This window comes from uncultured Campylobacter sp. (assembly GCF_937890585.1).
In the GTDB taxonomy this organism is placed as follows: Bacteria; Campylobacterota; Campylobacteria; order Campylobacterales; family Campylobacteraceae; genus Campylobacter_A.
On the sequence record NZ_CALACG010000349.1, the window covers coordinates 1 to 9,107 of the forward strand.

Consider the following 9,107-nt stretch of genomic DNA (forward strand, 5'->3'; position numbering starts at 1 on the left):
ATTTTAGGCTATAATAACAAAAATTTTAAATAAGGAAATTTGATGAAAAAAATTCTAACTTTACTCTTTTTGATCGGCTCATTTTTTGCGTTAAATTTAAACGCTGATGTGATTCAAAATCAAAAATTAAAAAATGCGATAAACATTTTAAACGCTTTTGGCACTAGAAATTTAAAACCAAATACCAAATTTACAGGCATCAAAGCCATCGCTATCATCCCAGACGTAACAAAAGCAGGCGCGATCATCACTGGCTCAAAAGGCAGAGGCGTATTTATCGCTAAAAACGACAATGGCGAGTGGTCAAGCCCATTTTTTGTAAATTACACATCTGGCAGCATCGGCCTTCAGCTAGGATATAGCTCGGCTGATATGATCATTTTGTTTAAAAACTCGGAAGCCTACGCAAGCTTGTTTAACGCAAAAGATACGATCAGTCTAAAAGCAGAAGCAACTGGCGGCGTTGGCAACGAAGTGGCGATAGCTAGTGATTTGCCTGAAATTTCAGCATTTGTCGAGGAGCGTGGCAAGACTAGTGGAGCTTTTGTTGGCGTTAGCTTAGATGTGGCAAGACTTAAGATAAACGCACAAGATACAAACGACTACTATGAGAGAATGTATGACTTTGAAGATATCTACAACAACAGCCCAAAAGCTAGCAAATACACAATCAAATTTAAAGAGATAATCTCAAAATACTTCTTATAATAACCTCATATCTTGGCTCTTTTAGAAGAGTCAAGCTCTTTTTTTACATTTTAAAGATTTTAGAAATTTTAGTTTATAAATTTAGCAAGATTATGGCTTAGCCTTTTGCTAAACCATAAATAGTGATACAAAGCGTTTTTTAGGGATTGGAGAAAATTGAGTCATATATTCAAACGCCTCTTCGTAGTCGCCGTCTGTATATTGCGCGACTTGCTCGATAAGCTCGTAAAGCTCTTCGTCATCCATCGAGTCAAAGCTGCCTCTATTTTCCAAAACCTCTAACAAAACGGCGTCTAATTCTAGCTCGTCGTAAGTCATTTCGTTCCTTAATTCTGATTTAAAAAATGCGAAACTATACCAAAAGAAGCTTATAAAATCCTTTACTTAGAATTTGTAATGACTTCCATATATACCTTTTTAAATTTTCTTGAAGAGCACCATCTGGCAAATAGTTTTGAGCAAAATGGTGTTAAAAATTACGAGCTAAATTTAAAATCCTCTCACGATCACTTGATATGTGAAATTTGTGGCAAAGTGGTTGATTTTGAAGATGAGATGATAGAGCAAAGACAAGATCAAATTTGTAGTCAAAGATCATTTAGCGCAGAGTCTCACAAGATGATACTTTATGGAATTTGTAGCGATTGCCAAGCAAAAAATGGGGTTTAAATTTATCATTTCATTTTGCTTTTTGATAATGAAAGACAAAAAAAATTCAGATTGATTTAAGTTACAGATTAGATAATACGCAGACAAAACAAAAGGATGAAAATGGATATAAAAACACAAACTTTAGCACAAGTTGCAAGCTATTTTTCAATGATAGCTCACACAAATGGCAGACTAAGAGTTAGGGTTAGCCCAAAGATCAAAGAGCTAAGTAGTAGCGTAAATTTAGCTAGTTTAGATGATATGATCGCTCAGATAAATGGCATAAAAAATGTTAAATTTAACAAGATAATCGGCTCTGTAACGATCGAATACGACCATGAAATTTTCCCTAAAAATCTATGGGAGGATCTCTTAAAAGGGCAAAATTTAGAAGAAATTTCAGCTAAAGTAAATGAAGTAGCAAGAGAAGTAAAATATGCTTAATGAGCTTTTAAACGCCTCTTATACGAGCGAAAAAAACGCACTTAGGCTATATGAAGGTTTAGCTTCGTTTGGTGAAGCATTTGATCAAATCGCAAGCGTAAGAAAAAATGCGATCATCTTGATAGAGAAATTTGCAAATGCGCATGAGTATGAGCTTGTTTGTGAAAATGAAGCCATCTTTTTGCCAGCAAAAAATAAAGAAGATGCGCTGATAGAGGCACTAAACTATGAAAATGAGCTAAACAAAATGTATGAAAAATTTTGTGAAAGCTTAGATGATGAGGAGTTAAAAGATCTATTTTTTAGACTTTGGGCTACTTCAAATAACGAATACATAGCCTCTTTAAAGCACTGCTTAAAAGAAATTTATAGTGGAGCTGGAGCAAAAAATGAGCTAAATTTAAATGAAATTTCACAAAATTTTGAGCAAAATGGCATAACAAATATTTTAGAAAGCTATCAAAATGACTTTAATGAGATAACTAAAAGCTTGCAAAATATCGCAAGTGGTAAGGCTGATAAAAGCGAGTTGGCAAAGATCACAAACAACCCAAATTTCTCGTTTTTTAGCGGGCTTGCGCTTGGGGCATTAGGCATTTCAGTAGTTAGCAAAAATTTAAATAAGGATGGAGAAGATGAATAATTTACAAAATCAAACAAAGAAAGGATTTAAAATGGCATTACCATTTTTAGCAGGTTTAGCAGTAGGCGGTTTAGCAGTAGTTGCTTGGAGTAAAAGAGATAAGATCAAAGAGTGCGCAAAAGACGGCTTAGACAAAGGCAAAGAGGCTGCAAAAGATCTTTATAAAAAAGGCAAAAACGTCGCAAAAGATGCAAAAGACTTCATGGTTAAAGAAGAGAAAAAAGCAAAACGCGGCGCTAAAAAAGTAGAAAAAGAGGCTGAAAAAGTGGTTAAAAAAACAAGAAAACCACGCGCTAAAAAGCCAGCAGCTCCAAAAGCTATCACACCAAACGATATAGCTTAAGGATAGAGAATGCAAGAAAATAATCTTTTTACGCTTTCAAACACAAGGCTTCCGTTTGATCACTTCATCAGCGGAGCCTTAATCGCTGGCATGGGTGCGGCTGCGCTTGGCTTTAACGACTATCTAAACAACAGAGCAACTAAAAAAGATGTCGCTAAGAAGATAGTAAAATACGCTATAACTGGCGGTTTTGTAGGTGCTGTTGGCATTCACGCTTCAAATTTGATAGCGCAAAAAAAATATCTAAACGCAGCAGCTTTCACAGCAGCTGGCATCGGCGGTCTTTTGATAGCTGAAGAACTAATAAAATTGGAGAGTAAATAATGAATAACCCTTATATCAACGAAGATAACGTAGAAAACGCAAGTGCGGTAAATAATGCTGCAACAACTCAACCAAGTGCGATCGATAATGCGATAAACAACGCAGCAAAAGATCTGCCATTTATCCCTGAAAATTTCAACACAGCTGGCTTTGTAAAAGGCCTAGTGCTTGGTGGGATCGCAGCATATGTGCTAACAAATCCAAAAGCACAAGAGTGCGTATTTAAAGCGATCATCAAAGGTGGCGAGCTAATAAACGCTGGCATAGAAGAACTAAAAGAGCGTTTTGAAGATGTCAAAGCAGAACTTGACTCACAAAAATAAGGTCACTCTAGCTCATAAGAGCAAAAACAGAGCGAGGTTTATTTGCGAGAGCCTAAACGCTAGAAGTGATGTCAGCGCCATCGAGGCTGCGATCTCAGAACGAACCGATGCAAAAAGCGTGCGTGTAAATAAATACGCAAAAAGCATCGTCGTCGAGTTTGATAATAGCTATGAGAAAATTTTAGATTTTATAAAAAGTTATGATTTTCCAACCAAGCCAAAAGATGAGAGCCTGCCTAGCAAAGCAAATATCTACAAAGCTGCTGCTGCACTTGGTGTAACGCCGTTTATGAGTAACAAAACTCTAAAATCAGCCGTAACTCTTTACGCAACAGCTCCAAATTTAATACAAGGTGCACAAGAGCTAAGGTACGATGGCATCACCTCAAAAGTGCTTGAGGCAACTGCTGTTGGCACTAGCCTTGCTATGGGCGATCACTTGGCGGCAAATAGCACAAATTTGATGATAAATATCGGCGAATACATGGAAGAAAGTGCTAGCCACAGAAGCGATGATCTAATAAAAGAGCTAGCCAAACCAAACATCGAAGAGGTATGGGTCGAGCGAAATTTAAACGGTGAAAAGACGCTTGAAAAGGTAAAAACTGAAAATTTAAATAAAGGCGATATCGTAGTCGTGGGAGCTGGCGAGACTATCGGCGTTGATGGCTATATAGTCGAGGGCAACGCAGATGTCAATCAAGTCTCAATGACCGGCGAGGCCGAGCCAGTAGCAAAAGCTAGAGGCGACCGCGTCATAAGCGGCACTGTTGTTGATGAGGGCAGGATCAAAATTTGGGCTGAAAATGTCGGTAGCGACACCGCAACCGCAAGGATCAAAAAGTACATCCAAAGCTCGCTCAATGAAAAGTCAGCTATCGGCGTAAAAGCTCTAAAACTAGCTGACAAACTTGTGCCAGTCACACTCTCGCTTGCTGGGCTTTCGTATGTGATAAATAGAGATATGAACAGCGTTGCTAGCGTGCTTCAAGCCGACTACTCTTGTGCGCTTAAGCTTGCTACGCCAGTTGCTTTTAAGTCAAGCATCTCAAAGGCTGGTAGAAACGGCATCCTTATAAAAGGCGCAAAAGCTATCGAGGCTCTAAGCTCGGTTGATACCTTTGTCTTTGACAAAACAGGCACTCTAACTCACGGACGCCTAAGCGTTGTTGAAATTTACTCTTTTAAAGATGGCTTTTCAGAGGATGATATCTTAAATTTAACAGCAAGTGCTGAGGAGCACTACTTCCACCCAGTGGCTGAGGCGATAGTTGAGGCTGCAAACAAGCGTGGATTTAGCCACATTCACCACGACGAAGTCGAATTTATCGTGGCTCACGGCGTAAAAACTGCGATGCACGGCAAAGAGGTGGTCATCGGCAGTAGGCACTTCTTAGAAGATGATGAGATGATAAGCTTTAAAGCTCATGAAGCGCTCATAAGCAAGGCATTACAAAGCGGACTAACCTTGCTTTACGTAGGATATGACAAAGAGCTTGTTGGTGTGATCGCTATGAAAGATGACATGAGAGCAAACGCTAAATATATGGTGGAAAAACTGCGAACTCTTGGCGTCAAAGAGGTCGTTATGCTAAGTGGCGACATCAAGAGTAAGGCTGAAGAGGTAGCGCGCGAGCTAGGCCTTGACAGGGTCTATGCAGAGTGCTTGCCGACAGATAAAGCAGCGATCATCGAGGAGCTAAAGAGTGAGGGTAAAAAGGTAGCCTTTGTTGGAGACGGCATAAACGACGCACCAAGCCTAACTAAGGCAAATGTAGGCATAAGCATGCACAAAGGCGCTGATATCGCCAAAGCGACGGCTGACATAAGCCTTTTAAAAGACGATATCATGAGCGTTGCGCTTGCAAAAGAGCTCGCAAATAAGACGATGAAGCTAATAAGCTCAAATTTCCGCTCAACCGTGGGCGTAAACACAGCTATACTAAGTGCCGCAACGCTTGGTATGCTAAATCCAATAGCAACTGCCGTGCTTCATAATGGCACAACGATTTGGCTTTTATTAAATTCAATGAAAGGCGTAAAGCTCAAATCAAAATAAATTTAAAGGAAAATGGTGTTTGAAAAGTTTCTAGACCTTTTAAATGGCAAAATGGACGTAGCCAACGACTTTTTATATGGATATTTTTTAGTTATCGTTCTCGTGGCTACGGGAATTTATTTTAGTTATTTGACCCGTTTTGTGCAGTTTAGGATGTTTTTTGAAGCTTGCAGAGTATTGGTAGAGAAAAAAGACAAGTACAACAAGCACCATTTGACGCCATTTCAAGCGCTTATGATCTCGACTGCTTCACGCGTTGGCATAGGCAACATAGCTGGAATTTCAGCGGCCATCGTCGCAGGTGGCCCTGGAGCACTTTTTTGGATGTGTTTGATGGCGTTTTTAGGCTCAGCTTCAGCCTTTATTGAGAGTACTCTGGCTCAAATTTATAAGACCAAAGATGTTTTTGGCTTTAAAGGCGGTCCAGCTTACTACATCAAAAACGGGCTTGGCATAAAGTGGCTTGGCTCTTTGTTTGCCATCATTCTTATCATCACCTATGCTTATGGCTTTAACGGGCTTCAAAGCTACACCATGACCTCTGCTTTTGAAATTTATTACGACAAGGCTGGCAGCAACGTGAGCTTTTCACAAAGTGGCTTGCCTATTGGTATCGGCCTTATTTTAACGGCATTTGCGGCGGTTATGTTCTTTAGCAAGAGCCATATCATCGGTAAAGTAAGCTCATATATCGTGCCTTTCATGGCGCTTGCTTATATCTCGCTGGCACTTATTGCGATCGTATTAAATTTCAAAGAAATTCCAGATGTTGTCAAGATGATCCTAGAAAACGCCTTTGATTTTAAAGCGATATTTGGCGGATTTGCCGGCAGCGTGATCGTAATAGGCATAAAAAGAGGCCTTTTCTCAAACGAAGCTGGCATGGGTTCAGCGCCAAACGCAGCAGCTGCAGCGCACACAAGCCACCCAGTCAAACAAGGCCTAGTTCAGGCTATGGCGGTCTTTATCGATATGACGATATGTATCGCTTCTGGTATGATCGTGCTATTTTCGCAGGCCTACCTCACAAAGCAAACTGGCTCAAGCGGCGAGCTACTAACGGCGCTCCCACTCGTGCAAGCTGCGATGAAAGAGTATTTTGGTGAATTTGGAGTTCATTTTACCACCCTTGCGGTCGTGCTTTTTGCCATCACTTCGCTCATTGGCAACTACTACTACGCGCAGGCAAATATGAAATTTCTAACCAAAAACCACAAGCTTACGTTGTTATTTAAGATAACGGCTGTCATTATGATATTTGTTGGCGCCCAGATGAATCTAAAACTCGCCTGGAACATCGCTGATATCACGATGGCTGCGATGGCAACTATCAACATCATCGCTATTTTCTTGCTTTCAAAAGTGGTGATAATAGCGGTTAAAGACTACGAAGCTCAAAGAAGAGCCGGACTAAATCCAGAGTTTGACCCAGAGAGCCTTGGTATCAAAAACACAAGCTGCTGGAAGAGAGATTAACGGAGGAAAATTTGAAAAACGATATAAAAATAAGCGGTCAGTTACTTGACATAAATACCCACAGAAAGGTAGCAAAGGTCGGCATGAGCGTCACTTTGGCATCTATTTGTCTAAGCGCACTTTTTATGAAAAATAGATCTGTTAAAAAATTTCACGTAGTTTCTGGCATCGCATTTACATGCTTTGCGCTTTACCACGCTGGACTTTACGATAACGGCATTTTTAAAAAGATGATCGTAAAAGCAAAAACCACTTCAAAAAAGGCGTAAAATGAGACTAAGCGACGCTGAAATTTTATACTACATCAATGAGGACCTACCCTACTTTGACCTCACAACGTCGCTTCAAAATATCGATAAAAACGCCTCACTTGAAATTTACTCGCGTGATGAAATTTGCGTTAGCTGCGTAGATGTGGCAGCGAGTGTGGCGAGGCTACTTGGGTGTGAGAGTGAAATTTTTGTGCAAAACTCTCAAATTTGCAAGGCTGGCGATGTGATCATCAAAATTTATGGCGACTACGAGAGCATACATAAGGCTTGGAAGCTGGCTCAAGTCGCGCTAGAGTACGCCAGCGCCATCGCAACCTACACAAACAAAATGGTAAAAACTGCAAAAAGTATCAATGAAAAATGCGAGGTTTTAGCAACCAGAAAGAGCTTTCCATTTGCAAAGAAATTTTGTGTAAAAGCCGTGCTTGAAGGCGGTGGTGGCATGCATAGGCTGGGGCTTAGCGATAGCATTTTATTTTTTAGAAACCACATAAAAGCCTATGCTAGTTTTGATGAATTTATCTCGCATTTGTCAGAATTTAAAGCTAAAATGGTCGAGCGAAAGATATGCGTAGAGGCTGAAAATTTAGAGGAAGCAAGCAAGCTTTTAAAGGCAAAGTGCGACGTCGTGCAGTGTGACAAATTTAGCCCAGAGCTTATCAAAAACGTGCTAGCTTTAAGAGATGAAATTTCACAAAATACTATGATACTAGCAGCTGGCGGAGTAAATTTATCAAACGCAAAAGAGTTTGCAAACGCAGACGCCATCGTCACTTCAGTAATGTACTCAAAAGGCGTTGCTGACATCAGCGCAAGACTTGAAATTTTGTAAAATTTTACAAATAAAAATACATATAATCTATATACCGATAAGCTTTTATCAAATTTAACATCTCAATATCCTCGAGCAAATTTCAATTTTAGAGCTTACATATCACAACTTTAAAATTAGTAATCCACTAATCAAGTGAGTAGGATTTGAAAATTTACAAAAATTGATTTTAGAATTTAAAGTTTTTTATTTAAAGAGAGGTATGACTTGCGATCTTCTTGCAATTACGAGCTTGCAAAGTAAATTCATCTCATTGTTTCTCTTTTTTAATCTCTCATTCACTTACACAAAGTGAAAGCTAACATTAATACAAAAATCAAACTTTTTACTATAGCCTTAAATGCTTTTTCTCAACTGCTAATGAGAACTTATAGCTGTCTAAAAATATTATCATACGGAGTTTTAATATGCTCTATCTTTTGATCTCTTATTTTAATGACTAATTTTTTATCTTCAAGAACCAATGATAAAGCTTCAGCAGGAACTTTAAAATTATTAACTATCTCTTTTTCTATATTTGTGAAGAATCTCAAACACTCATTTTGTTTTAAGATAGAATGTATATTTGTGCCAGCCATAGTCATACCTCCACCAGCTACCATATAAACACTTCCATCATCAAGTTTTATAGCAGTATTAATATTTGCACTTCTTAGCGATTTAACATCATCATCGGTTGGACTATATGATATATCTATACAATCTACCTTAAAAGGCTCTAGTAACAATGGCCAGTTTTTGTAAATAGTCTCTAAAATTATCTTTTCGCTCCAACGTCCATGTTCAAATATGTCTAAAAAATATAGATCAGTTGGATTTGTGAAATTTCTATATACAAAAAGCAGCTCATTTGTTCTTTTACAAAAACCATCATTTTCTATATCATTAGACAAATGTAGATGAACAACACCCCAATCATTTAATAATCTATCTGGCTCTTTTAAATTTTTTATTATACCTCTCGACAGGTAACAAGTTAAATCTTGTCCATTTTCTGCTTTGTTTTTTATGTCAATTATTACTTCTTTAAAT

Annotated in this window: 13 protein-coding genes; 11 read left to right on the forward strand and 2 right to left on the reverse strand. The window is 38.7% G+C overall.

Annotated features, from left to right (window positions below; all coding sequences use genetic code 11):
• Nucleotides 1-42 precede the first annotated feature (42 nt).
• Nucleotides 43-708, forward strand: coding sequence for a lipid-binding SYLF domain-containing protein (locus Q0296_RS10460; RefSeq protein ID WP_103569923.1), 666 nt, complete (start codon nt 43-45; stop codon nt 706-708).
• 108 nt (nt 709-816) lie between these two features.
• On the opposite strand, the gene Q0296_RS10465 is transcribed toward Q0296_RS10460, so the two are convergent.
• A complete protein-coding gene (locus Q0296_RS10465) occupies nt 817-1,026 on the reverse strand; it encodes a hypothetical protein (RefSeq protein WP_002942234.1) in 210 nt (69 codons plus the stop codon).
• A 78-nt stretch (nt 1,027-1,104) separates the two neighbouring features.
• Here Q0296_RS10465 and Q0296_RS10470 point away from each other — a divergent pair, with 78 nt between their 5' ends.
• From Q0296_RS10470 to modD, 10 genes are all read left to right on the forward strand, one after another.
• A complete protein-coding gene (locus tag Q0296_RS10470; RefSeq protein ID WP_298040333.1) occupies nt 1,105-1,377 on the forward strand; it encodes a transcriptional repressor in 273 nt (90 codons plus the stop codon).
• 102 nt (nt 1,378-1,479) lie between these two features.
• Nucleotides 1,480-1,803, forward strand: coding sequence for an HMA2 domain-containing protein (locus Q0296_RS10475; RefSeq protein WP_002942231.1), 324 nt, complete (start codon nt 1,480-1,482; stop codon nt 1,801-1,803).
• Nucleotides 1,796-2,446 (forward strand): ferritin-like domain-containing protein, encoded by a 651-nt coding sequence (locus Q0296_RS10480; RefSeq protein WP_298040338.1) that lies wholly within the window; start codon nt 1,796-1,798, stop codon nt 2,444-2,446. Before Q0296_RS10475 ends, Q0296_RS10480 begins: the two co-directional genes overlap by 8 nt.
• Nucleotides 2,447-2,477: 31 nt before the next feature.
• A complete protein-coding gene (locus tag Q0296_RS10485; protein WP_035142665.1) occupies nt 2,478-2,789 on the forward strand; it encodes a hypothetical protein in 312 nt (103 codons plus the stop codon).
• A gap of 9 nt (nt 2,790-2,798) precedes the next feature.
• Nucleotides 2,799-3,113, forward strand: a complete 315-nt coding sequence (locus Q0296_RS10490; protein WP_298040347.1) for a hypothetical protein — start codon at nt 2,799-2,801, stop codon at nt 3,111-3,113.
• Entirely contained in the window at nt 3,113-3,436 is a 324-nt protein-coding gene (locus Q0296_RS10495) for a YtxH domain-containing protein (RefSeq protein ID WP_298040349.1), read from the forward strand. The genes Q0296_RS10490 and Q0296_RS10495 overlap by 1 nt, the downstream gene beginning before the upstream one ends.
• On the forward strand, nt 3,420-5,495 hold the full coding sequence (locus Q0296_RS10500; RefSeq protein ID WP_298040351.1) for a heavy metal translocating P-type ATPase: 2,076 nt from the start codon (nt 3,420-3,422) through the stop codon (nt 5,493-5,495). Before Q0296_RS10495 ends, Q0296_RS10500 begins: the two co-directional genes overlap by 17 nt.
• 51 nt (nt 5,496-5,546) lie before the next feature.
• Nucleotides 5,547-6,971 carry a sodium:alanine symporter family protein gene (locus Q0296_RS10505; protein WP_298040359.1) on the forward strand — a complete coding sequence of 475 codons (1,425 nt, stop codon included), beginning with the start codon at nt 5,547-5,549 and terminating at the stop codon, nt 6,969-6,971.
• A gap of 11 nt (nt 6,972-6,982) precedes the next feature.
• A complete protein-coding gene (locus Q0296_RS10510; protein WP_298040353.1) occupies nt 6,983-7,240 on the forward strand; it encodes a helicase in 258 nt (85 codons plus the stop codon).
• 1 nt (nt 7,241) lies between these two features.
• Nucleotides 7,242-8,075: a ModD protein gene (gene modD, locus Q0296_RS10515; protein WP_298040355.1), complete on the forward strand. Its 834-nt coding sequence runs from the start codon at nt 7,242-7,244 to the stop codon at nt 8,073-8,075.
• 368 nt (nt 8,076-8,443) lie between these two features.
• On the opposite strand, the gene Q0296_RS10520 is transcribed toward modD, so the two are convergent.
• A partial coding sequence (locus tag Q0296_RS10520; RefSeq protein WP_298040357.1) for a hypothetical protein occupies nt 8,444-9,107 on the reverse strand: 664 nt, incomplete at its 5' end.